Annotated in this window: 21 protein-coding genes; 6 read left to right on the forward strand and 15 right to left on the reverse strand. The window is 56.7% G+C overall.

Features of this window, described 5'->3' with window-relative positions; all coding sequences use genetic code 11:
• Positions 1 to 147 precede the first annotated feature (147 nt).
• The 5 genes from WM40_RS19735 to WM40_RS19755 all read right to left on the reverse strand — a co-directional run bounded on the left by WM40_RS19735 (position 148) and on the right by WM40_RS19755 (position 6,902).
• Positions 148 to 1,185, reverse strand: a complete 1,038-nt coding sequence (locus WM40_RS19735; protein ID WP_157685864.1) for a hypothetical protein — start codon at positions 1,183 to 1,185, stop codon at positions 148 to 150.
• A gap of 1,315 nt (positions 1,186 to 2,500) precedes the next feature.
• Complete coding sequence (locus WM40_RS19740) at positions 2,501 to 4,162, reverse strand: APC family permease (protein ID WP_046153741.1); 1,662 nt, start codon at positions 4,160 to 4,162, stop codon at positions 2,501 to 2,503.
• 378 nt (positions 4,163 to 4,540) lie between these two features.
• Entirely contained in the window at positions 4,541 to 4,951 is a 411-nt protein-coding gene (locus WM40_RS19745; protein ID WP_046153759.1) for a YidB family protein, read from the reverse strand.
• A 227-nt stretch (positions 4,952 to 5,178) separates the two neighbouring features.
• The gene (locus WM40_RS19750) at positions 5,179 to 5,598 is read right to left on the reverse strand and encodes a 2Fe-2S iron-sulfur cluster-binding protein (RefSeq protein ID WP_081764957.1); all 420 of its coding nucleotides are present in this window, start codon (positions 5,596 to 5,598) and stop codon (positions 5,179 to 5,181) included.
• Between the two features lie 41 nt (positions 5,599 to 5,639).
• The gene (locus tag WM40_RS19755) at positions 5,640 to 6,902 is read right to left on the reverse strand and encodes an MFS transporter (RefSeq protein ID WP_046153742.1); all 1,263 of its coding nucleotides are present in this window, start codon (positions 6,900 to 6,902) and stop codon (positions 5,640 to 5,642) included.
• Between the two features lie 194 nt (positions 6,903 to 7,096).
• Between WM40_RS19755 and WM40_RS19760 the strand changes: the two genes are divergently transcribed.
• Both WM40_RS19760 and WM40_RS19765 read left to right on the forward strand, forming a co-directional pair.
• Complete coding sequence (locus WM40_RS19760; protein WP_082103012.1) at positions 7,097 to 8,068, forward strand: LysR family transcriptional regulator; 972 nt, start codon at positions 7,097 to 7,099, stop codon at positions 8,066 to 8,068.
• A gap of 281 nt (positions 8,069 to 8,349) precedes the next feature.
• Positions 8,350 to 10,581, forward strand: a complete 2,232-nt coding sequence (locus WM40_RS19765; RefSeq protein ID WP_024903743.1) for an NADP-dependent isocitrate dehydrogenase — start codon at positions 8,350 to 8,352, stop codon at positions 10,579 to 10,581.
• 261 nt (positions 10,582 to 10,842) lie between these two features.
• On the opposite strand, the gene dmpG is transcribed toward WM40_RS19765, so the two are convergent.
• The 6 genes from dmpG to WM40_RS19795 form a co-directional block, all read right to left on the reverse strand.
• Positions 10,843 to 11,907: a 4-hydroxy-2-oxovalerate aldolase gene (dmpG, locus tag WM40_RS19770; protein ID WP_046153743.1), complete on the reverse strand. Its 1,065-nt coding sequence runs from the start codon at positions 11,905 to 11,907 to the stop codon at positions 10,843 to 10,845.
• Complete coding sequence (locus WM40_RS19775; protein ID WP_046153744.1) at positions 11,904 to 12,860, reverse strand: acetaldehyde dehydrogenase (acetylating); 957 nt, start codon at positions 12,858 to 12,860, stop codon at positions 11,904 to 11,906. The genes dmpG and WM40_RS19775 overlap by 4 nt, the downstream gene beginning before the upstream one ends.
• 30 nt (positions 12,861 to 12,890) lie before the next feature.
• Positions 12,891 to 13,676: a 2-keto-4-pentenoate hydratase gene (locus tag WM40_RS19780; protein WP_024903740.1), complete on the reverse strand. Its 786-nt coding sequence runs from the start codon at positions 13,674 to 13,676 to the stop codon at positions 12,891 to 12,893.
• A 9-nt stretch (positions 13,677 to 13,685) separates the two neighbouring features.
• A complete protein-coding gene (locus WM40_RS19785; protein WP_046153745.1) occupies positions 13,686 to 14,480 on the reverse strand; it encodes a 2-keto-4-pentenoate hydratase in 795 nt (264 codons plus the stop codon).
• Complete coding sequence (locus tag WM40_RS19790) at positions 14,477 to 14,698, reverse strand: tautomerase family protein (RefSeq protein WP_024903738.1); 222 nt, start codon at positions 14,696 to 14,698, stop codon at positions 14,477 to 14,479. The genes WM40_RS19785 and WM40_RS19790 overlap by 4 nt, the downstream gene beginning before the upstream one ends.
• Positions 14,699 to 14,761: 63 nt before the next feature.
• Positions 14,762 to 15,712, reverse strand: a complete 951-nt coding sequence (locus WM40_RS19795) for a dioxygenase family protein (RefSeq protein WP_024903737.1) — start codon at positions 15,710 to 15,712, stop codon at positions 14,762 to 14,764.
• A 163-nt stretch (positions 15,713 to 15,875) separates the two neighbouring features.
• On the opposite strand from WM40_RS19795, the gene WM40_RS19800 reads away from it, so the two are divergent.
• On the forward strand, positions 15,876 to 16,775 hold the full coding sequence (locus WM40_RS19800; protein WP_024903736.1) for a LysR family transcriptional regulator: 900 nt from the start codon (positions 15,876 to 15,878) through the stop codon (positions 16,773 to 16,775).
• 66 nt (positions 16,776 to 16,841) lie between these two features.
• On the opposite strand, the gene WM40_RS19805 is transcribed toward WM40_RS19800, so the two are convergent.
• Positions 16,842 to 17,600 (reverse strand): IclR family transcriptional regulator domain-containing protein, encoded by a 759-nt coding sequence (locus WM40_RS19805; RefSeq protein ID WP_046153746.1) that lies wholly within the window; start codon positions 17,598 to 17,600, stop codon positions 16,842 to 16,844.
• Positions 17,601 to 17,964: 364 nt separating this feature from the next.
• On the opposite strand from WM40_RS19805, the gene shiA reads away from it, so the two are divergent.
• Positions 17,965 to 19,281: a shikimate transporter gene (shiA, locus tag WM40_RS19815; RefSeq protein WP_024903734.1), complete on the forward strand. Its 1,317-nt coding sequence runs from the start codon at positions 17,965 to 17,967 to the stop codon at positions 19,279 to 19,281.
• A gap of 18 nt (positions 19,282 to 19,299) precedes the next feature.
• Here shiA and WM40_RS32335 read toward each other — a convergent pair whose 3' ends face one another.
• From WM40_RS32335 to WM40_RS32130, 3 genes are all read right to left on the reverse strand, one after another.
• Positions 19,300 to 19,683 carry a hypothetical protein gene (locus WM40_RS32335; protein WP_313905202.1) on the reverse strand — a complete coding sequence of 128 codons (384 nt, stop codon included), beginning with the start codon at positions 19,681 to 19,683 and terminating at the stop codon, positions 19,300 to 19,302.
• A gap of 170 nt (positions 19,684 to 19,853) precedes the next feature.
• Positions 19,854 to 20,474, reverse strand: a complete 621-nt coding sequence (locus WM40_RS32565) for a rubredoxin (RefSeq protein WP_024903733.1) — start codon at positions 20,472 to 20,474, stop codon at positions 19,854 to 19,856.
• A 13-nt stretch (positions 20,475 to 20,487) separates the two neighbouring features.
• Positions 20,488 to 20,616: a hypothetical protein gene (locus WM40_RS32130; RefSeq protein WP_269083100.1), complete on the reverse strand. Its 129-nt coding sequence runs from the start codon at positions 20,614 to 20,616 to the stop codon at positions 20,488 to 20,490.
• 643 nt (positions 20,617 to 21,259) lie between these two features.
• Here WM40_RS32130 and WM40_RS19830 point away from each other — a divergent pair.
• Together WM40_RS19830 and WM40_RS19835 are read left to right on the forward strand one after the other, a co-directional pair.
• The gene (locus tag WM40_RS19830; RefSeq protein WP_046153748.1) at positions 21,260 to 22,162 is read left to right on the forward strand and encodes a sugar phosphate isomerase/epimerase family protein; all 903 of its coding nucleotides are present in this window, start codon (positions 21,260 to 21,262) and stop codon (positions 22,160 to 22,162) included.
• Between the two features lie 187 nt (positions 22,163 to 22,349).
• Positions 22,350 to 23,198: a tetratricopeptide repeat protein gene (locus tag WM40_RS19835; protein WP_176026079.1), complete on the forward strand. Its 849-nt coding sequence runs from the start codon at positions 22,350 to 22,352 to the stop codon at positions 23,196 to 23,198.
• Positions 23,199 to 23,222 lie beyond the last annotated feature (24 nt).

Consider the following 23,222-nt stretch of genomic DNA (forward strand, 5'->3'; position numbering starts at 1 on the left):
TCAATTCAAGGGAGCGCGGAGCCGCATCATGCATCAATGCCGAAAACTGCATTATCAGCACGTTGGTTTATCGCCACCTCGCTACGTCTACCGCGACTCATCAACGGCCATCTGTTTTTCTTGTAATTTTTAAATTCGCCGCCCGCACTAATCCAGTTCCGCATTAAATCGGCCACGCATCTCACATTTTACCTGATTTATATCAAGCTTCTTTTCATGAAAGAGCCATTCGGAAACTATATTTTGAATATTCGAAGAAGTGTACCCGCCTGAACCGTCGTATTCCTCAATGAATAGCATTATTTCATCGCTTAAATTTTCTGATGGAATGGACGATAGAAGCGAGTCGAGCATCGCTGGCCATAGGACTTTATCTGTCTTTCTTAGCAAATTGCATGGCGACATGCAACAACTATCAAACGTATGATGCACTATCCAACGCGCAACCATAAGATCGATCAAGGCGAATGCGTCGGATTTGGCTAGGGGTAATGAATCGGCAGTGGATAGTGCTTTTATCAATTGCTCCTGTTTGGTAAGAACGTCACAAAAAGAGCTAGTATCGAATCCAAGTTCGTCTAAATTAAATTTCCCGTTCCCGTTCAAATAACATATCGGCTTATCTTGCACACTCAAGATCGGACCGACGGGCAAGGATAAAACATAAAACACCCTATCCAATCCCTTATTTACTAACGACATAAAGGCATCATACTTGCTCGTTGGAACATCGTATTGCTTTAAGCAAAAATCTGGCTGTATGATTTTGAGGGCGGATAAAGGTACGGATTGTACGTAAGAACGCAAAAACGACGGTTGCATCGCGCAAATACTAGTGATACGAATAACCTTAAACGCATCAGCCTTTGAGGCATTAATACTCATTATCACCGTGGCGTCGTAAAAATCGTTTTCCATGGTCGCCTTAGACGCATAATCATAGAATGATTTTGTTATCTTGATAGATTTACATTGCAAGCACAGTATTTTGTAGAATTTCTGGTTTGTAGATGCAAGGTTGAATAGATGTTGTTCCGGCAACCGAAATGCAAATTCGTAAATCAACTCATTTGGTAGTTCACAAATAGTATCTCGATGTTCGCTTTCGTCCGCATCGAAAAACGCTTGATCATCATAGGTCACCGAATCCCATAAACTTGAAAGCGTACTTCTTGCAATATCCATTTCACATCCTTGATTAATTAATCGCACAACAAATTTATAAAATTTGAAATAACTTGGTTTAAGTTACTTTGAAATTGAGAAACTGTCATGCTATCGAACCTTATCAAATAAAGATAACGGCTAATGTTTGGAATCTGACATGGAAACTTAAGTCGATAGATAGAATACCTCCAACGCAGTAGCATCCACTTCAAACTCAACAATATGAACAAGGTCAGCGCGCAAGATCTCGTATGTTTCCCATTGCCATAAGCAGAAGAGCGCATCTCCAATAATATACCTTTTACGTTTTCCTAAAAATAAACAATAAACAAAGCTGAGTAATCGTCAACACCATTTAGTTCGCGTTGTTAGCGCGATCGCTGCACGTCATATCTCGTAATCATCATGACAGGTGAGCATGATCAATTCGACGAGCCGCATATTCGTATGCTCCGATATGCCATTCTGGCGTGCGTGCAACGCAAAGGTAAGCGATGAAGTGCGCGAGCCCTACTTGGCCGATAGAGCTGGCAGCGATACAACTTTAAAAAACACCTCGCTCTGTATGGCGCCGAGCTCAATCTCGCTGAGGTCCTTTATCTGCTGAAAACAAGAACATCTTGGATGAGGAAAGCCAGAAGAGCCACATTTTAAATTAGTATAAGCTACTGAATGTGCCCCTATTTGTCTTGAAAGACTTCGTTGACTGGAAGCGTAGATACACTGTCCCAGCCACTTCATAATCAAGGGTTGCAGCACGACATTGATTGCTGCTTGTATTGCCCGCCGTACTTCGACAGTATAGCTTTGTGCGGTCGAACCATTCGCAACCTTTCACAGCAGCAGAAACTAAGGTATCCCAATCACTTTCCCGGCTCGATTACATATCTTATATCGTGAGTCCGCTATCAATTTTCCGGGTAACGCGCCATCACGCAGGCTTCATTGCGAACCTAGTTCAATGATGCCTCCGCTAAAACCCAACCGGTTGCCGCTCAGATATCGCGGTATTTTGGATAGTGACTCTTCGAACATCGCACGAAGAGTCAGCTGGAATGATTGTAGATAAGCGGTCGAAATTCTGGATGCGCCTGCTTTAGAGACAGTAGCACAAGCACATGGGCTCCCGATGCCAGTTCATTTTTACCGATAGCGGCTCGCCCGCACGTATGTGCCAGACGGTCGGGATGGAACACGGCAACGTAGCGGAAACCATCGGTTCCGCTACAATCGATCTCCGTATGGTCTTCCGCATCGACAGACCGCGATAGTCACATTGTTGTAGCAGCCGCGCAGCAAGTCTTCGCGACTGGGTGTTGATTGCCACGTTCGCCTAATGACCGGCGTGTTCCGGATCGTTATCTTCCTTAGCCTCGTCGAGGTAAGGCGTCCGATAGCCACTGCGCACACCCCAGCTATAAAAAAGGAACGCAATGACGGCGACGATCAGTATGTCCCAATTTTCCGGCAAATAGCCTTTGCCACCAAACTCTCGACCACCGAAGTAGGACAGTAACGCCATGACGAACAGATAGGCGATCAGCCATCTCGCCGCACGCCAGTCATGACTCCACCCCTGCCAGCCATGCTTGGCCTGGTAGTACAGATACACCGGCAACGCGACGGCCATCAGCACAATGATCTCGCCCGTCAGCGGCCAGCGCGCCCAGTACAGAATCAGCGAAGCGAACACAAACGCCAACGGCGCGACAATACCCATGCCGGACAGCACCAGCGGTCGCTTCAAGTCCGGCGCGTGGCGGCGCAGCGCCATCACGCTGACCGGTCCTGTCAGATAGGAAATCACGGTTGCAACAGAGATCACCGCTGCCAGTGAACTCCAGCCACGGAAGAAGAACAGGAAAACAAACGAGACAGCAAGGTTGAACCACATCGCCGGACGCGGCACACCATATAGCGGATGCACATTGCCCAGAATTGCCGGCAGCGTGCCATTGCGTTCCATCGCGAAGATCATCCGCGACGTGGTAGCCATATAGGTGATACCCGTCCCACTCGGGCTGACAAACGCGTCGATATAAAGCACTAACGCCAGCCAGTTCAGGCCCAAGGCAATTGCCAGGTTGGCAAACGGCGAGCTGAAATCGATATGATTCCACCCCTGCGCGATTTGCTCAGGCGTTACAGCGCCAATATAGGCTGCCTGCAACAGCACATACAACACCAATGCGAGCAGGATCGAGCCAATCACCGCGAACGGGATACTGCGCGAAGGGTTGCGCGCTTCACCCGCCAGGTTAACGGGGCTCTGAAAGCCATTAAATGCAAAGATGATGCCGCTAGTCGCCACGGCAGTAAACACCGCCGACCAGCCGTATGGCGCGAATTGCCCCAACACGCCCCCGCCAGCGGCGGCATCGGTAGGCGCCGATAAGTGACCGAAGTTCGCAACGGTAAATTGGCTGCCCATCAGACCAATGACCGTCAGCCCAGGCACGACGAACTTAAAAATCGTGATCAGCGAATTGGCACGGGCGAAAATCTGCACGCTCCAATAATTCAGGAGGAAATAAACAACCACGAGGCCGGCGGACAACAGCAAGCCTGTTGTGGAAAGTGTCTCATTTTGATAAAGCGCATGGGCCCACGGAAAAGGCCAGGAACTCATGTATTGGATCGACGCTTCGGCCTCAACTGGAATCACCGAGACAATCGCAATCCAGTTCGCCCAGGCACTGATGAAACCTACTAACGAGCCATGTGAATAGCGCGCGTAACGCACCATCCCACCTGATTCCGGAAACATGGCGCCCAGCTCCGCGTAAGCCAACGCGATCGCCAAAATCACGAGTGCCCCGATCACCCATGCCACCAGCGCGGCCGGACCGGCGATCTTCGCCGCTCGCCATGCACCAAATAACCAGCCTGAACCGATAATCGAACCGAGCCCTGTCAACAACAGTGCAATCGGACCAATGGACCGATGGACGCGTGAGGCGGACCCGCCACCATTCCTCGTCTGTGTTCCCTGCATGCGTACTCCAAATCAGATGCCAACGAAAATACTAAGTGTGGCGAAGGAGCGGTAGTTTATCCGACTACCGCTCCTTCGTCTTATTAAATCTGTCTTTTCAGAATGGTGTCTACTGACTCATTCGAAAGAATTGAAAGAAGAGAAAATACTTGTCGCAATGGTGAGATTTATGTTGATTTGCAAATGTCTCTAAAAACACGGAAGTTTTTCTATAGTTGACTCAAGTATCTCGAAATATCCACGATCAGCTGTATGTCAACGACTCACAAAAAACGGTCGACGTGACACCGCGAATCGATTTTAAGGATTACCCTGATAGCAATCGTAGCAAGCCGGTGATAAAGAATTGGACTTGCTACGCAATTGCCAGAATACCGATTACTGCTTTCGGCCGAACATGTCCATAAGGCCACCCAAGGTAGACAGAACATTATCGGATTTTAATTGGCCGTCTTCCGGTAATTTACCTTCCGGCGTTGCACGATCCACCACGCCGGGTAGCACCATCGCCAATATCCCGGTCAATTGTTCGACCGGCATGCCAACCTTCGACGCTAAAGCCTCCAGCATCGGTTTACCCAACACGGTGAGCAATGTCGCCGGATCGATAGGCAGGTTTGCGCCTTGCCCGATCCACGACGACACGATCGCCCCGGCACCGGCGTCATGAAACTTTTGTACAAAACCATTCAACCCGCCGGGCTGGCTGTTAACAAATCCAATAGCCGCATCGACCAGCCCATTACCGCCTGCGGCGCCTTGGGCACCCAATCCGTCTAAAATGCTCATCGCATCCTCTTCTGTCAGTTGGTTTCGCGGCGTGTTCACGCTTTGTTAGCACGGACATACGCCTCATGGCGCGGCATTGTACCGGAGAGGACTGACACGTCATACCGCATCGCCTGCAGGCTGTCATAACAAGACAGCCGTACCGCCTCTATTGAAAACGTGGTCGCCACCATCGACAATCCCACGAGAAGCAGTAACGCTTCGGGCAAACGTCGATCATCTCGGCGTCAAAAGCCTCGGGATCGAACAGGACGAACAGGCAGGTCGGCAGTCTTACGCATTTCCGGCTGGTCGATTGTGACATCACTGTCAGGATAGGCAATACAGGGAAGAATCCAGCCTTGCGCGCGTTCATCAGCCGTGACGCCTGGCCAGTCGATGTCGTAACGGACCGCACCTGCCACACAACGGCATAGGCAGGCGCGACAACTGCCGTTTCGGCAGGAGCTGGGCAGCGTCATTCCTTCGCGGGCCGCCGCGGCCAATATTGTCGTTTCACGGGCCGCGGGTACGGTGCGCCCCGCCGGCAGCACGGTCAGCCACACACCACTCGCGGATGACCGCTGCGCATGTCCCGGCGGGGCCTGCTCGCCCGCCTTGCTGTCGATCGTCCCACCACTCACGCTAGCCGCTGATCGTTCAATCATCGTATTTTGTGCAATGTCGGCCGCAACAAGGCAACGCTGCCTTACGCGGACATCGCTGTCGTGCGCCGCCACATCCACAGCCCCAATAACAGACAGCCTGCCAGCAGGACCAGCGCGAACGTCGCCACACCCGGCCAAGCACCCCGCTCCCAGAAATGACCGCCGACGGAACCAAGAAAGCTTGAACCCAGATAATACGCGAGTAGGTAAAGCGACGACGCATGGCCTTTCGCGCCCACCGCCAGACGCCCCACCCAGCCACTGGCAACCGAGTGCGCGATAAAGAAGCCGATGGTCAGCGCGACAATGCCCGCAATCATCATCGCCAGCGCTTGTGACAGTGTCAACAAGACACCCACGATGGTCAATACGATCCCTGTAACCAGCACCGGGCCACGACCATACCGGTCAGCCATGCCGCCCGCGACCGACGACGCCACGACACCAAACAGATAGGCGCTGAAAATCAGTCCAGATTCAGCGCTGTTCAAGTTGAAGGGCGGTGCGATCAGTCGAAAACCTGCGTAGTTGTAGATCGTGACAAAGGCGCCCATGACGAGGCATCCGATACCGAACACCATCGGCAACATCGGATGCGCAAGATGGCGACGCCACAGCGCCAGATGATGCGGCGGCCCCAGACCTACCTTGGATGTGAAGTTGCGAGATGGCGGCAACAGCATCACAAAGGCCACGGCGGCAATGAGATCGATGACGCCGAGCGACGCCATTGCCGTGCGCCAGGAAAACCAATCGGTCAAGACGCTCATCCCCACACGGCCCATCATGCCGCCGAACGCGGTGCCCCCGACGTACAGGCCCATCGACATCCCAAGGCCTCTTGGATCGATTTCCTCCGCGAGGTACGCCATGGCCACTGCCGGCACGCCGCCAAGGACAAAACCTTCCAGCGCGCGCCCGATCAGGATCAGGTGCCAGCTCGGCGCAAACGAAACCAGCAGGTTGCACAGCGCCGCAAGCATTAACGACCCGAACATCAATCCGCGTCGGCCGACTCGCTCGGATAGCGGTCCGGCGCACAGGATCGAGAAGGCAAGCAAACCCGTGCTCAACGACAACGCCAGCGAACTTTGCGCGGCACCGATGTGAAACTCGCCAGTCAGCACCGGCAACAGCGGCTGCACGCAATATAACAACGAGAATGTCGAGAACCCGGATAGAAACAAGGCCAGACTGATCCGCCGGTAATCGACCGAACCACGTTGAACGCCGGTCCAGACCGGAGCCGGAGGGGATGACAAGGGCGGCGTGCCGCGGAAGGTAGAAACGATCTTTGAGTGCATGGGAGTTACAGGCGTCCGCCCGGACGGTATCCACCGGGAACGTCGCGACGTCCTTTGTAAAGTTGCCGGCAAGCTCGCGGATCGCCGCAAAATCAACCTTGCAACAATGAACTTGCCACTTCGATAGTGTGCGCTGATAGCGATATACTGTCCAATATATGGAAGTCTCATCTCCCATACACAGGAGATATAGTATGGAGTTGCGGCATCTTCGATATTTCGTCGCCGTCGCGGAGGAAGCGAACTTCACCCGTGCGGCGGCGCGGCTTGGTATAGGGCAACCGCCGTTAAGCCAGCAAATCAAGCAGCTGGAGGCATTAACCGGCGTGCGCCTGTTTCATCGTGGCGCGCAAGGGGTGAGCCTGACCGAGGCTGGGCAGGCGTTCGCCCCGGAGGCTCGCGCCGCATTGAGCGCGGCAAGCCGAGCGTTGCAAGCCGCACGACGCGCTGCACAAGGGGAAATCGGCCGTTTGAGCGTGGGCTTCACCAGCTCGGCATCGTTCAACCCCGTGCTTCCGCAGGCGATCCGCCGCTTCCGGCGCGCCTTCCCCGAAGTGGTTTTATCCCTGGTCGAAGCAAACACGCAACATTTGCTTGATGACCTTCAGGAAGGTCGGCTGGATGCCGTGTTTATTCGCCCCAGTGATCAAGCAATCGACGGCTTGATGCTGCATCGATTCGCGGATGAGTCGATGAAAATCATCGTACCCTCCGACCACCATCTCGCCTGCGGCAAGCCATTGCCACTCACCGCGCTTGCCGGTGAACCTTTTGTGTTTTTTCCTCGAGCGAATGGCATATCACTGTTCGAAGAGGTATACAAAGCCTGCATCGGCGCAGGGTTTACGCCTCTTCTCGCGCAAGAGGCGCCGCAGATATCGTCGGTGGTCAATCTGGTGGCGGCGGGCCTGGGCGTCTCAATCGTCCCGGCCGCCATTGCGACCGTGCGGGTTGACGGTGTGCAGTATCTGGATATTGTCGGTCCCGCGCCCAAGGCGCGCCTGGCACTGGCGGTCCGCCATCCAGGCGACGCGGAAGATGGAAATGTCATGCCCTTGACACGTGCGTCCTGCGTAAATGCAGGGGAAGCGCTGTCACCGTTGCTACGCAATTTCCTGGCGTTACTGCCGCCGCCGCATAACGCAGGGCTTCCACCAATTGGCTGAAACCCCCGTCAGGCATGGATTTCAGCGTTTTTAGAAAGACGACGTTCATGTTCGCCGATCCGAAAATGACCGGGCGAAATAGGGGCGAGAGAGGAATGCTGCAGTGCAAGTCTTATATTAGACCCAAGACCTGTTCGGATTCTTGCTATACTCGAACCCGCTCATGGTCCTCACCCGGAAGCCCGCCCGGCACACCACCGTACGGCCTGTAAAATGCGCCAGTGGATGCGAGACGCGGGATCGGGCGACACCTTTATGTGGAAACCGAGGTAATCAGAAAAATGTCCAAGACGTCGAAGATCATTTATACCCTGACTGATGAAGCGCCCGCGCTCGCGACCTATTCGCTGCTGCCCATCATCAAGGCGTTCACGCACTCGTCGGGGATCGACGTGGAGACCCGCGACATCTCCCTGGCTGGTCGTATCGTGGCGCAATTCCCGGACATCCTGGATGCCGCGCACAAGCAAAGCGACGACCTGACCGAACTGGGCGAGCTGGCCACCACGCCGGAAGCGAACATCATCAAGTTGCCGAACATCAGCGCCTCGGTGCCGCAATTGAAGACGGCCATCAAGGAACTGCAAGCACAAGGCTACAAGTTGCCGGAATATCCGGACGAGCCCAGGAACGACGCCGAGAAAGACATCAAGGCACGTTACGACCGCGTCAAGGGCAGTGCCGTGAACCCGGTGCTGCGCGAAGGTAACTCAGACCGCCGCGCACCGCTCTCCGTGAAGGCTTATGCCCGCAAGCACCCGCACAAGATGGGTGCTTGGTCGGCCGATTCGAAGTCGCACGTCTCGCATATGACGAGTGGCGATTTCTACGGCAGCGAAAAATCCGCGCTGATCGCCGAAGCCGACACGGTCCGTATCGAATGGGTTGGCAAGGACGGCACGGTCAAGGTTCTGAAGGAAAAGACCGCGGTGAAGGTGGGTGAAATCATCGATTCGGCTGTGCTAAGCAAGAACAAGCTGCGCGCTTTCATCGTCGAGCAAATCGCCGATGCGAAGAAGCAAGGCGTATTGCTGTCGCTGCACTTGAAAGCAACGATGATGAAGGTGTCCGATCCGATCATGTTCGGCCATGTCGTCTCGGAGTTTTATAAGGACGTACTGACGAAACACGCTGACGTATTGAAGCAAGCCGGCGTCAACGTCAACAACGGGATCGGTGATCTGTATGCGCACCTGTCGGATCTGCCGGCGGACAAGCGCGCCGAGATCGAAGCCGACCTGAAGGCGGTGTACGCGCAGCGTCCGCCACTGGCCATGGTCAATTCGGACAAGGGCATCACGAACCTGCATGTGCCGAGCGATGTCATCGTTGACGCATCGATGCCGGCGATGATTCGTGACTCGGGCAAGATGTGGGGGCCGGACGGTCAACTGCACGATACGAAAGCGATCATCCCAGACCGCTGCTATGCAGGCGTGTACCAGACGGTAATCGAGGACTGCAAGAAGCATGGTGCGTTCGATCCGGTAACGATGGGTAGCGTACCGAACGTCGGCTTGATGGCGCAAAAGGCGGAAGAATACGGCTCGCACGACAAGACCTTCGAAATTGCCAACGACGGTGTAGTCCGCGTGGTGACATCGAAAGGCGCCGTTCTGCTGGAACAAGCGGTGGAAGCAGGCGATCTATGGCGCATGTGCCAGGTAAAGGACGCACCCATTCAAGACTGGGTCAAGCTGGCTGTCACGCGTGCCCGCGCCAGCCAGACACCGGCCGTGTTCTGGCTGGACGAGCATCGTGCACACGACGCGCAAGTGATCAAGAAGGTGCAACAGTACCTGAAAGACCACGATACGTCGGGCCTGGAAATCAAGATTATGTCGCCGGTAGCGGCAACGCAGTTCTCGCTGGACCGCATCCGCGCCGGCAAGGACACGATCTCAGTGACCGGCAACGTGCTGCGCGACTACCTGACCGACTTGTTCCCGATCATGGAACTGGGCACCAGCGCGAAAATGCTGTCGATCGTTCCGTTGATGGCCGGTGGGGGCTTGTTCGAAACCGGCGCGGGCGGCTCGGCACCGAAGCACGTGCAGCAGTTCCTGGAAGAAGGTTTCCTCCGCTGGGATTCGCTCGGAGAATTCCTGGCGCTGGCTGCGTCGCTGGAACACCTGGGTACCGTGTATAACAAGCCGAAAGCAAATGTGCTGGCAAAGGCGCTAGACCAAGCCACCGGCAAATTCCTCGACGAGAACAAATCACCGTCGCGTAAGGTGGGCGGCCTGGACAACCGTGGGAGCCATTTCTACCTGGCGTTGTATTGGGCACAAGCACTCGCCGCGCAAACCGAAGACACGGCGCTGCAGGCAGAGTTCAAGGACATTGCGCAATCGCTGACGCGGGATGAGAAGAAAATTGTCGACGAATTGGCTGCCGCGCAAGGCAAGCCCAATGACATCGGTGGTTACTACCACCCCGACGCGGAGCGTACCGGCCAAGCCATGCGCCCGAGCGCCACGCTGAACGCGGCGCTGGCGACGCTGACGAAGTAAGCATCGCGCAACGGCAAAGGGCCGGCGGGGATTTATACCTGCCGGCCCTTTTTATTTGTCAAAGCGCGATTGTCAGTCCATGGTCAGGACGTGCCATTCCGACATTGCATCGCACGGACATGGTGTTGCTCAGGAGCGTCTCCACGCTATCCCGACATGTCAGTTCAGATAGCGGCTGCGTTCCGCAGTTCAGCCAGCAGCGCCTTGCATCACGTTTTGCGCGGCGTGCAATGTCCGGCGGAAAATAATCGATCCATACCGTCAGCGCGCCTCGTTCACCGTCGACGTCCGCGGCCCCGCCATTACCCCTTCCTGGCGCTTCAGAAGATCCAAGGCGACGTCGACAATCATGTCTTCCTGCCCCCCCACCATCTTGCGTCGGCCGAGTTCTACCAGAATGTCCACGGTTTTCAGATTGTATCGGCATGCCGCAACCTCGGCATGCCGTAAGAAGCTCGAATACACGCCCGCGTAACCCAGCGCAAGGGTCTCGCGGTCGACTCGAACGGGCCGATCCTGCAAGGGCCGTACGAGGTCGTCGGCGGCGTCCATCAGCCGATATAGATCGCAACCATGACGCCAGCCTTGACGCTCCGCGGCGGCAATGAAAACCTCAAGCGGCGCATTCCCGGCGCCAGCGCCCATGCCGGCAAGACTGGCATCGATCCGGTCGCAGCCTTCCTCTACCGCAACCAGCGAATTGGCAACGCCCAGGCTCAGGTTATGGTGTGCGTGCATGCCCGTCTGGGTTTCGGGTTGCAGCACATCCTTTAGCGCCTTGAAGCGGTCCCGGATGTCGTTCATCCCCAATGCACCGCCCGAATCGACGACGTAGACACAGGTCGCACCGTAGGACTCCATCAACTTCGCCTGCTCAGCGAGTCTTGTTGGCGTGGTCATATGGCTCATCATCAGGAACCCTACCGAGTCCATGCCGAGTTCGCGCGCGTAGTCGAGATGCTGGCGCGAGACATCCGCCTCACTGCAATGCGTCGCAACGCGTACTACCCGCGCCCCCGCATCATAAGCATTGCGCAGATCATGCGTGGTGCCGATCCCAGGGAGCAGCAACGTGGCGACCTTTGCGGTTCTGACACTTTCCGCAGCCGCGGCAATCCACTCGACATCACTATGGGCGCCAAAACCATAGTTGAAGCTCGATCCTTCCAGACCATCACCGTGCGCCACTTCGATGCTGTCAACGCCCGCTTCGTCCAGGGCGGACGCTATCGCCTTCACGTGGGCAATGCTGTATTGATGCCGGATCGCATGACTGCCGTCGCGCAACGTGACATCTGAAATATAGAGTTTCTTATCGATGTTCATTGCCAAGCCTCCGCCTGTCCGCGTGCGACGCCGCTCGCCAGCCGACGGCGTGCCATCATGTCACCGCACGCCAGTGCGGCCGACGTCATGATATCGAGATTACCGGCATACGACGGCAGGTAGTGCGCTGACCCCTCCACCTCCAGAAACACGGAGGTCTTCAAGCCGCGTTGCGGTCCAAGGCCAGGTACATTGACCGCTTTATCGATGATCTCGAATTGGACCTTCTGTTTCAAGCGATAGCCCGGCACATAGGATTGCACCGACGCTACCATTGCCTCAATGCTGTCCGCGACCTTCTTCTCATCGACGAGCTCTGACAGAACGAATACCGTATCGCGCATGATCAACGGGGGTTCGGCGGGATTTAGAACGATGATGGCTTTGCCACGCGTCGCGCCGCCCAGTTTCTCGATGGCACTACGGGTGGTCTCGGTGAATTCGTCGATATTCGCACGTGTACCAGGCCCTGCTGACTTGCTGGAGATGGATGCGACGATTTCCGCATAGTGGACCTTAGCAACCCGCGAAACGGCCGCAACGATCGGGATGGTCGCTTGGCCACCACAGGTCACCATATTCATGTTTGTTGCGTCTTCCGCCTCGAGATTGATGGCGGGAATCACGTAAGGCCCAATGGCGGCAGGCGTCAGATCAATGACCTGTACCCCATGCGATTGCAGTATCTCGTCATGACGTTTGTGCGCTCCCGCCGAGGTGGCATCGAACACGATATCGATCGATTTGAAAATATCGAGATTCACCAGTCCATCGATACCCTCGGACGTCGTGGCAATCCCCAGCCGCGCCGCGCGCGCGAGGCCGTCCGAGTTGGGATCGACCCCTACCATCGCCCCCATTTTCAAGTGCTTACTGTTACGCATCACCTTGATCATCAAATCGGTCCCGATATTGCCAGGTCCGATGATCGCCACTTTGACAGTCGCTCCCATACCTATCTCCGCTGTTATCCGTCGCACGGCTCACTCGGTGACATGGAAGCCGGCACTGCCCATGCCTTCCATATCAACGCCGACGTATTGGCCCGGCGCAAGCCATTCCGCGGAAGTGGCACCGCCCGCCATCACGATCCAGCCCGCTTGCAAGGGCTCGCCGGCTGCCGCCGACAGTCGCGCCGCCGCCACCAGGGATCGCAGCGGATGCCCGAGCAATGCCGCCGTCGACCCCACCTGCATCACGCGGCCATCGATCTGCAACGTTAGGCCAAGGTTGCCGATATCGCGCTGCGGCGATTGCCATTTGCCAATGACGAAACCACTCGAAGACGCGTTATCCGCGATGACTTCCGACAAGGTGAATTTGAAATCCTTGTACCGCGAATCGATGATCTCCAGCGCGGGCGCAACGGCCTCCACCGCCGCAAGCGCCTCCGGACCGGTCACCTCTCCCGGCAACGATCGTTTCAGCACAAAGGCGATCTCAGGCTCGACGCGAGGATGGACGAAACGACGGAAATCGATCGCGGTGCCTTCCTCGACCTGCATTCCCGACGTCAGACGCCCCCAGATAACGTCGGACAGACCCATTTGCAGCATCTTGGCACGGCTGGTAAAGCCCATCTTGACGCCCACCCGCGTCTCGCCGCGTGCGACGCGTCTTTTGATCGACTCCGATTGGATGGCATAGGCGTCCGCCAGCGACAATTGCTCGTCGGTATCGAATTGCGCTAGCTCTCGGCCCTCGCGTGCGGCATCGTCGAGCAGCGTCGCGTACTTTTCAATGTCGACTGCTTGCTGATTCTGGCTCATGCTCTTACCTCATTGTGCGGGGAGTGCGAAAGCAGCGCGTACCGTGCCCAGCCCGTTTATGCGAGCCTCGAAAATGTCGCCAGGCGTGACAGCGGCCATCGGCCCCAGCGCCCCCGACAGCACCAGATCTCCTTTCCGTAAAGGCATGTCGAAAGAAGCCATCGTGCGTGCCAGCCACACGACCGCATTGATCGGATTGCCAAGACAAGCCGCGCCTGCACCGACCGATACCGGATCGCCGCGACGCTCCAATACCATGCCGCACAGTCGCAAATCGAACTCGGACAACTTCTTCGGCGATGTGCCCAGCACGAAAGCAGAGGAAGACGCGTTATCGGCGATCGTATCGGCGATGCGGATGTTCCAGTTCTCGATCCGGCTTCCTACGATCTCAATGGCGGGCAATGCGTAGTCGATAGCGTTCAATACGTCAAGGTGACTCGGATTCGGCATGCTCAGATCGTGCCGAAGCACGAATGCGACTTCCGCTTCTACCTTTGGTTGATGCAGGACAGAAGCGGGAATCGGCTCACTGTCGCCAAAGCTCATGTCATCGAAGAGCATCCCGAAATCCGGCTGATCGACGCCCAATTGTTTCTGCACCGACGCCGATGTCAGCCCGATCTTGCAGCCGACAATACGCCGTCCCTGGGCTATACGCCGCTCCGTGTTCATTCGCTGAATGGCGTAGGCACTCGGAATATCGATGTCCGGATAGGTTTCCCGTAGCGGCGGCAGATACTCGCCGGTGCGCGCCGCCTCGGACAATGCAGACGCGGCTTTTTCTATCAAGTCCGGTGTCATCGTCCATCCTTCGTTGTGTCGTTTCTGTGGGCGTCGATGTCGTCCTTCGTCGCATCACCAACCGCCCAATGTGCGGCCGGTACCTGGGTCGCGTAGACCCGTACCGTCGATAGCGGTGCGCCAAGGGTCTCGCTTACCGTTCGCGCTACCGCCTTGATGCATTCCTTGATGCGCGCGTCATCACGTCCTTCCACCATCGAGATATGGACAATGGGCATAAGCTTCTCCTTGGTATATGAGCAGGGTCAGGCTGTGCGGATGCAGTGAGCCTGAAGACGCGCTCATTCCGTGCGCGCCAAAATCTTGAACACCGGACGCGGTCCAGACGCCTTGCCGGTAATAGGCGGCGCCGGCAAACGTGCTTCACCCGCTTCTATCTTGAAATGGTGATCGAGTGAATACCATTCCCCCTTGATGTCGGCCGAAGGCGCGGGTTCACTGCCTCCATGATGCTTGACATAGTGGCCGACCAAAGCCCGAGTGACGCCGAATTGCACGTCGGTTTCGAGATTCGGATCATCACTCGAATACACCTGGGAAAACTGCGTTTTGAATCCGGGTTTGTAGATCATGAAGTGAATATGCGCAGGCCGCATATTGTGCCGTCCCTGTGCTCGCAGCAATTCACCCACCGGGCCGGACAAGGGAATCGGATAGCCGGCAGGCTTCACGCTGCGAAAAGCGATGTGCCCGTTCGCGTCGGTGGTGAATTTCCCGCGCAGATTCATATCGGCCTGTTCTGGATCCTGGTTCTCGTAAAACCCTTCAGCAGACGTATGCCAGACATCCACTTCGGCATCCGCCACCGGCTTGCCATCCAGATCCCTTACCCAGGCATTGACGAACAACGGCGTCCCTGAGGTGTTTGAACGAACGATGGACGCACCATTGACTTCCCGCGGTGAATCCATTCTCCAGAATGGTCCCATCAAGTTCGCGGTCGTATCCGTCTGTCCATGATCCCCGTTGTTCAATAGGCAAATCAACGACGAAAGTCCAAGGGAACCGGCGATCAACACCACTTCATTATGGGAAGCCGTTGTCAATTGCCCCAGCTTCGCGATAATGCCGCAAGCCTGATGAAATTCGTGTTCAGTCAAGCGGGCGTCGCGCGCGAAATCATGCAGATGGCGAACGGCCGCGGACATGATTTCCTTGAAACGGGGATTGGATGCCCGGCGCAGTTCGTCAAGAACCGCGCGCGTCACATCCTCCTGTTTTTCGATGATCATTGCTGCCTCCCATTGACGGATGCCCCTGCCCGGCCGGTGCGACGACGCGGCCATAACCGTCTGAATTATTTTTTGCAATGATGCGCGCCGCCCTTCTGACCGTCCAATACCGTTTATCCCAATTTTGATACCATCCAGGTATCGGAATCGACGGTGGAGCAAAATGGATCTGCGACAAATGCGGTATTTCGTGGCACTGGCGGAGGAACTGCATTTTGGCCGGGCAGCGGAACGACTCCATATGGCGCAACCACCCCTGACGCGCGCAATACGTGCCTTGGAAGCGGAACTCGATACTCAGTTGTTTCAGCGTACGACCAAGGGAGCGGAGCTTACAGAAGCAGGCCAGGCGTTACTAGAAGACGTTCCCACTATCCTTGCGCTGTCCCGGCGTGCGGAAGAACACGCCAAGCTGGCGGGACAGGGATACGCGGGTCGCCTCGATGTCGGTATTTTCAGCTCTGGCATCCTCAATATCATCCCGAGGCTGTTGGCGGCATTCCATATCGAGCGACCCGAGGTCAAGATCGGTTGCCACAATATGTCGAAGGTCGAGCAACTTATCGCACTGCGCGAGCGGCGTTTGACGATCGGTTTCAATCGCCTCGTGCCGGATGAACCGGATATCGTTGTCGAAACCGTCCGCCGAGAAGCCTTTTTGGTCGCGTTGTACGAAGGACATCCCCTGTGCGAGCGGGAGACAGTAACGCTCGCCGAGCTCGATGCGCAGCCGCTGATTTTGTATCCGAACGCGCCCGTACATGGTCTCGCGCAGGAGGTAGCCGCCGCGTTTCGTGCTGAAGGCGTCCGACTGCAGGTAGAGCAGGAAGTGGAAGACGTGGTCACATGCATCGCATTGGTGGCAAGCCGCTTTGGTCTGGCGGTAACGACGCAATCGGCCGCCAATCTGCGGCTGCCGGGGGTGGTGTATCGGCCACTCGCGTCGCCCCATTTGCGCGACATCGCGTTATGCTGCCTGTACCGACGTGACGACCGGTCGGCAGCGCTTCACGCATTTTTGGCATTGATCCGCCGGATGCGCGCCAACGCGATTTCGGAATAGGCCGCACGCTGACGCTTCCACGGATGCGTTCGGCGACGATCTATTGCCAGGCGATGAGCATCGTCGTTACAGTACATTCAGCATAGACAAGGCGGTGTCACGTAGCGCTTGCAGGACACGCGCCACGGCGGCCTCCGTCGTTTCCTTGCCAATCAGCATGTTCGTGCTGAGCGCGGCAACCACCTGCCCATGTCGATCTTTCAATGGCACCGCGACGCCGCGCACGCCAACTTGCAATTGCTGCTCGATCACAGCGTAGCCATCGTGTTTGGCGTGGCGGACCTTTTCCAATAATCGGTCCTTATGTGTAATCGTATATGGCGTGAAAGGCGTCAGGATTGCCGCATCGAGCCATTGCGCTAATCCCTGCTCATCGTCCCGCGATGCGAGCAAGACCACCCCTGCCGATGTCAGCGGCGCGGGCACCCGCGCCCCTAGCACAAAGCCCGTGCTCATCACGCGGGATGTGCTGTTTCGTGCGATGAACACCAGTTCCCAGCCATCCAGCACGCTGACATAGACTGGTTCATCGATCGTCGCACTCAGTTGCTGCAGGTAAGGCTGAACCATTCTTGGCAACCTCGCCGAATCGAAGTACGACCATCCCACCCGGAGCACGCGTGGGGTCAGCTCGAATAGTTTGCCGTCGCCCCGCACATATCCCAGGTACTGCAACGTCAACAGATATCGGCGCGCGGCGGTGCGCGTCAATCCCGTGCGCGCGGCCGCTTGCGTGGGTGTCATCCGAGGATGCTCGGCATCGAACGCCTCGAGGATAGCCAATCCCTTCTCCAGCCCCGCAATCCAGTCCCGTCTGTCCAGCATCGTCGCCCCTCGTTAACCCCATTCGCATCCAATCAGTGAACGCATACGAGCGATTATCGCGCAAAAAGGGCGCGCTGTGCTTTTATGAGTGTTCTCATCGCCTTAAGCTAACGAGGTGCTTGTGCGACACCTTGACGAGGCTGTTGTGCGGCCAATTCGCATGGATAGCCTCGTCAAGATGAAATGTTCGCAACACGAGCCTGAAAATAACCAGTTATCGCGTTTTGACGGGCCGAAGCGATTGCAATTTGTATCGCGACATGGTGTGATCGCAGCCCTTGATCCCACCATCGGTCCCGCCTGACAGCATGGCATGCTCCGCACCGCTGCCGATAACGATGACCAACGACTTATCGAGACCATCATGACCAGCGCCCTCCGTAGCCCAACACAACAACATGCCGATGCCATGTCGCTCGCCCCCGCGCGTGCGCGCAAAGCCGCGCTCGGCAGCTTCGTCGGTGCGGTCGTCGACTGGTACGACTTCCTGTTGTACGGGATTGTCGCCGCGCTCATCTTCAACGCGGAGTTTTTCCCAAAAATCAGCCCTGCAATGGGCACACTGGCGGCATTCGGCACCTTTGGCGTGGGCTTTCTGTTCCGCCCGCTGGGCGGTTTCGTATTTGGTCACTACGGCGACAAGCTGGGCCGCAAGCGGATGCTCGTCCTGACCGTCACGCTAATGGGTCTGTCCACCGCGCTGATCGGCCTGCTCCCGACGTATGCCAGCATCGGTTGGTGGGCGCCCGTGTTGTTGATCGTACTTCGCGCCATTCAGGGGTTTGCCGTTGGCGGCGAATGGGGCGGTGCCGCATTACTTGCCGTTGAATCTGCGCCGGAAAAACGCAAGGCGTTCTATAGCTGCGGTGTGCAGGTGGGATATGGCGTCGGTCTCGTGCTTGCCACCGGAATTGTGTCGATACTGAATACAACGCTCGATAACGACGCCTTCCGTATATGGGGCTGGCGCCTGCCCTTCCTCTTCAGCGTTGTACTGGTGGCTATCGGCTTGTGGATCCGGACGACCATGGATGAGTCGCAAGCCTTCGAAAAAGACGTGGTGACGCAATCCAAGCAACCGGCAAGGTTACCGATCTTCGAAGCCTTGCGCGAAAATCCGAAGGCCTTCCTGCTGATCATCGCATTGCGGCTCGCGGAATTGTTCACGATGTATATCGTGACCGCATTCGCGCTCAGCTACTCGACGTCGAATCTCGGCATGCCCCGCCAGTTCTTCCTTAATATCGGCCTCGCAGTTGGGGCGATCAGCATTGTCACGATCCCTGTTTTCGCCTGGGCCGCGGATCGGTATGGACGCCGCCAGGTGTACATGTTGGGCGCATTGGTTGGCGCACTAAGCGCGATTCCATTCTTTCTGGCGCTGGATGCACGCTCAACAGTCTGGATAGTGGTTTGTGCCGTGTTGTTGGCAAATGTTGCCCATGACATGGTCGTATCAGTGCAGCAACCTTTGTTCACTGAACTCTTCGGTACCCGCTTCCGCTATAGCGGCGCGGGTGTCGGATATCAGGTCGCAAGCGTGGTCGGCGGGGGTTTCACCCCCTTCATTGCAGTCGGACTAGTCGGTATGGCAGGCGGTAGTTGGCACCCAGTAGCGGGTTATCTACTGGCGGGTTGTATTATTTCGTTTTTCGTATCCTGGAAGATGAAGACACGATGACCCCGCGCAGGCGTGACGTCACTTTGATTTCTTGAACATCGCACGGCAGGCAGGCGTAAGTTGATTACGCTTCTTCTGCAAGCAGGCAGCGATCTTCTCCTTATTCGGGATTTCATCGGAACAGAGCTTCATGGCATCGCCCCTGCAGGCTTTTGCCTGTTCCTCTTCCGTCGCGGCGTGCGCCGAATTCATGTACGCCGCGGCCACTACCGGGAGCAACAGACATGCCGTCATCCTGCATATCGGCACGGCACCTGATCGGGAATACGCGCGCTGATGCAGCACGTCGCTCGCATTCTCGTTCAACGGACGAAGCTGGGTGCATGCGCTTGACACATCACGGCTGGCGGAAGAAAGACGGGGGGAAAAGCAGCGGGGAATGGCACGAAGGATGGCACGCATGGAAGCAGTCTCTCTGTTATCTCGTCGCTGATGGAGCCGCCCACGTCGGCACGCAAATGCGCGAGACGAGGTCACCCCACAGTAAGCAAGCCGGGTTGGCTCTACTGTACTGAGCAACTTCCGTGCCGTTTTACACGTTACCCTTCGACGCTTTCAAACCAAGTGGCCGCTTAAAACGCGACAACGGCAAAATCAGCTTTCCCTACATCACATAGCGGGCACCGCCAGTCGTCGGGAATATCCTCGAAGCGCGTACCGGGTGCAATCCCTTCCTCGGGCAAGCCCGCTTCTTCATCATAAATCCAGCCGCAGATCACACAGACCCATTGTTTGAATGCGACGTCTTCGTTATGCCGCACATCAGGCGAGTCAAGTGTCCCAGCAACGGCGGCAGTTGTTGCGCTGGCGGAAGCCGCAAGCAACATGGCCCCTGCTGCCGCAGCGTGCGTCGTAGCAGCAGGGTGCCCACCGGAGTCCCCTTCCCTGCGCGGGGGGGTTCTTGATATTGCTACTTTGCTTTGCACCGTATCGGCATTATTGTCGTGTTCGCCCAAACTCAATACGAAGGGCGCACTGATGTCTTCCTTGACTAGACGCTGCCGCAATCGATCCAGAAGTGCGCGCGCCTCATCAGGTGTCAACGTCAACGCATACGTGGGTATCGCTGAGCGCGCTGTATTGTCATGCGATACGGGCGAGGTCGACCCCTCGCTGTTAGCCTGCAACGTTCCGGTACGCACCATCCGCTTTCCCGGAAATTGCAGTTCGAGTACGACGCCTTTCTTGTACATGAATGATCCGGCGTCACTTTAATATATCGGCCAGATAGGCACACAGCGCCGCGGCACCAGAACCGGCAATACCGACCAGCATCAGGACTTGAAGCAACGAAAGGGAACGCGATGATTTTGTGTAAGTGGAGGTCGCCTGCATGGTGTCAACTGTCGTTTAAGGTCGTCATTACCGTCCAACGATTGCCAGAACATATGCCTGGCAACCACCGGTAAGGTCTGCAACCAGTGGAAAAATGTCCCGCACATCGAACGGTAGTAGCGGAGTCAAGGTATGTCAACGTACCGGACTGACTGACTTGATCCACATCATTCGATGTGGCTACCGCGCCCGTGGTACAGCGGGCGGGGTGCTGGATTTCGCGTCGCAGTCTAAAAGGAATTCGCGCTTCGTGAAACCCCTCGATCGAGATTCTTTATCTCGACAAGTGCCACGGCGGCAGAAAATACAACGCTTTTTTCGACCCATAGGTCATGAACAGGTCAACATTGTAGCGAGCGGAAAAGCGTAAACCCTAATTACGATTGATCAACGCGCGATTCGCGCGATTATCGGACAATCGTTGAGAGGTCCACAGCGCCCCTGCAGCACATCGGACTATGCTGTGGACACCATGAAGCGCGTCCGCTTCCTTGTCCCGCTAACCGACGGTAGTTTCCCCGAAGACCTACTCGTCTGCGGACCTGGCTTGTCCCCCGTGCGAGCGAACAAAACGAGGACGGCGAGTCAGTTGATCGACTTGATAAAAGCAAATCGGACGCGCGTTTTTTTGAGAGGGGCCGTGATGACGACCAACACCGACTGGACAAACCTGAATCATGACACCGAGGCGGTGCTGCGTGATCTCTCGAATCCGTTTTTCATCAATACGATCCTGCTGGGCGGCCCCACCACGGACAAACTCGCGGCGGCGAAAGCGGCCGGCTTCGCCCAAGTGGAATTGTGGCGCCAGGACGTAGAGGCTTATGACGCTGGCGCGCAAGCACTGGGGCAGCATATGCGCCAAATCGGATTGGGATTAACCGATCATCAGGTTTTGCTCGACTTCGACGGCGCGCCCGACGAGATCCGCGATGCCAAGCGGCAGGAAGCGATCGCGTTGCTGGACCGGGCCACGGCGCTTGGTGCCGATACAGTGCTCACACCCGCGTGCACGCACAAGGACTGCGTGGCCGAGCGCGTCGTGGACGACCTTCGGTGGCTGGCCCGTGAAGCTGCATCGCGTGGCTTGCGGGTGGCGTATGAAGGGATGGCGTGGAGCACACTGACCTACACCGTACCGGCCGCATGGGCAACGATTCAGGCGGTAGGCGAGCCGAATATGGGGTTGGTCGTTGATGCCTTCCATATGTTCTCGCGAGGACGTGATGTGAGGGACCTTCAAGGCATTCCAATGGATCGGATTTTCCTGTTGCAGCTCTCCGATATCATGGAAGAAATCGATCTCCCGAATATTATCCAGATTGCACGGCATCGCCGCTTGCTTCCGGGGCAGGGACGCTTCCCGGTGGTAGACCTGGTCGCAACGATGCTTGAATCGGGCTACAAAGGCCCGATAGGACTGGAAGTATTCAATGACGCGATGAAAGCACGGGATCCAATGGAGGTGGCGCGTGAAGCCATGTCGGCGCTGCGTCGCACCGTGGCAAAATCCATCACCGAGGCGACGGCGCACGTCTCTCACTGAAGCACGCTGAGGCATATCGCATCCGGCACGTGCAATATTACGCGCTCATAGGCAGGGCTGGCATGATAGTCGATGGTCACGCCGCAATAATGTGGTTATTCACCCCACGCTGATTTGTCGATGAATACAGCTGCGGAGACTTTCGCTATGATGAAGACGCCACGTTCCAAGCCTGCCGAGCCATCCCATGCGTCCGCCGCCCTATCGCCATGCCTTACCTAAAATAATTGCCTGGCTCGCATTGCGCGTTGTAGTGGGGTTCGCAATGCTGCCGCTCACCGTGTCGGCTGAATCCGGAACAACTGCATCGGAATCCCATAAAAAGGACGCTGCGCAAGATCCCACGTTGTCGACAGCGCTTCAGGACTATGCGCAGAGCAACTATCCGGTGGCACTACGTGAGTTTCGCGAGGCGGCGCGACGTGGCAATCGCATCGCGCAATTCGACTACGCGATGATGTTACTCAATGGCGAAGGCACTGAGCCGAATCTGCCTGAAGCGTTGCAGTGGCTGCGCAAAGCCGCCGATGCCAATATGACACACGCCCAGTACATTTACGCGAAGATCTTCGACGATGGGCAACTGGTGCCATCGGACCCGACACTCGCGCACCGATGGTTCTTGCGCGCCGCACGCCACGGTCACGTTGGCGCGGAAATCGCACTGGCGACGCAGTTCATGGACGGCCGCGGTACGCCGCGTGACTATCACGCCGCGTTTACCTGGTATCTGCGCGCGGCACGCAAGGGCGACGGGACATCACAATATATCGTCGCCAGCTTTTATGAGAAAGGCGGTGACGGCGTCAAGGTCGACCTGGTATCGGCGCAGCTGTGGTATGCGCTGGCCGCCGCGCAAGGCGACCCTGCCGCTATCGGCAAGTATGCGGAAGTATCGGAGCGCTTGAAGGCAGAGGGGCATCATGCCACAGACGGTACCACCGCAGCGCCGCGGCGCACCCCGCCAAGTACGCCGTACGTGCCCCATCCCGCGCCTGCCGGAGCACCGTCCGAGCCTGTTCCCTCCGCGGTTTGACTGCCCTGACGGCCCCGCTGACGT

Origin of the sequence: Robbsia andropogonis (genome assembly GCF_000970345.1) — a bacterium.
Classification (GTDB): Bacteria; Pseudomonadota; Gammaproteobacteria; order Burkholderiales; family Burkholderiaceae; genus Robbsia; species Robbsia andropogonis.